This is a genomic window from Pseudoalteromonas sp. SG45-3 (genome assembly GCF_014164075.1).
Taxonomy (GTDB): Bacteria; Pseudomonadota; Gammaproteobacteria; order Enterobacterales; family Alteromonadaceae; genus Pseudoalteromonas; species Pseudoalteromonas distincta.
In genome coordinates this window covers 1-1,575 of record NZ_JACJEN010000050.1, presented here as the reverse complement: position 1 = coordinate 1,575, position 1,575 = coordinate 1, and the positions used below count along the sequence as shown (strand labels likewise).

The window sequence follows — 1,575 nt, the reverse complement described above, 5'->3', positions numbered from 1 at the left end:
ATCATAGCTAAAGTGGTTGAAGGCAGGATAACAATTGCCAATGCTGCTAAGTTACTCAGTAAGTCTCGACGCACTATTGAACGCTACGTAAAGCAATATCAGCAAGTCGGTATTCAATTCGCTGTTCATGGTAACAGTGGCAAAGCCCCACCCAACAAAACGCCGGTATCAATAAAAAAAGCGGTTCAAAAATTGATTCAGGAAAAATATTACGATTTGAATCTCTTGCACTTGGCTGAACAATTAGCTACGAATGAGAACATTGTTATTAAGCGTGAAACCCTTCGCAGTTGGGCACATGATATTCATCACGTTAAACGAGCCAAACGAAGACGTAGCAATGTTCGAAAGCGCAGAGAGCGGATGGAAGCACCGGGTCTAATGATGCAAATGGATGGCAGTCCACATCGCTGGTTTGGGGATAAAAAGCACTGTTTAATTGCCATGATTGATGATGCGACCAGTGAAGTATATGCTGAGTTCTTCCCGTCAGAGACCACCGTTGGATGCCTGAAAGTCATGAGAGAATGTATCGAAACGAAAGGTGTGTTTAAAACGCTTTATGTGGACAGAGCCGGTATCTTCGGCGGCCCTAAACGCTGCAACTTCTCACAGATGCAGAGGGCTTGTGAGGAGCTGGGCATTGAAATCATCTTTGCCAATTCACCCCAAGGCAAAGGCCGTATTGAGCGAGCATTCGATACCTTCCAAGACCGATTGGTGCCCGAACTTAGGTTGAACAATATTAACGATATTGCCGCTGCCAATGCCTACCTTAAGCATATCTTCATTCCGCAGTTCTGGCAGTCGAAAGTTCAAGTAAAATCAAAGCAAGCACCTGAATTTACGCCTCTGTCGAAACACATCAACCTTGATGATATCTGCGTCATTAAAGACCATCGTAAAATACGTAACGACCATACCTTCAGTTATGGCAACAAGTTCTACCTAATAGATTCACCGCTCAAGCACTCCATTGCCAATCAGAAAATAGAGATAAGGAACACGAGTAAAAAAGGGTTTACCGCTCACTTCGCTGGTCGCAAACTCAAGATCTCGGAAGTTAATGAGCCAAGCAAACTGGCATCAGAAGACTTGGCAGTACAGAAGAAACTTGAAGTATTAGCGTTAATCGAAAAACTCGGAAGCGTCAGCGCTGCATCACGCCAAAGTGGCGTATCACGAGACACTATTCATCGGCACTTAAGACTAGTTAAGCGAGGTGGCCCTGAAGCATTAAAACGCCAAGAAACACCTAATCTACGGCACAAAAACTGTGTGGATAAGGCGATAGAAGACGCCGTTGTGCAATTCTCAATTGAACACCCTCACCTTGGTCAGCAGAAAGTCGCGATAAAGCTCAGTGAAGCCCTTGGTGTTGATATTAGCGCGGGCGGTGTGCGCAGCATGTGGCTAAGAAACAATATGAATACCACCGCATTGCGAGTCGAAAAATCTAATGCTCTGGCTGAATCGGCATAAAAGGTAGCCAGTTTAGTAACTGGCTGATATGCTATTTACGACAAAGTCGCTCGGTAATTAGACCGACATAATCCCTTGGTAATCACACTAGTA

Annotated in this window: 1 protein-coding gene; it reads left to right on the top strand. The window is 44.7% G+C overall.

Annotated features, from left to right (window positions below):
- Nucleotides 1-1,482, top strand: a 1,482-nt coding sequence (locus H5126_RS21170; protein WP_182758578.1) for an ISNCY family transposase, incomplete at its 5' end; no start/stop codon positions are given.
- Between the last annotated feature and the right edge of the window lie 93 nt (nt 1,483-1,575).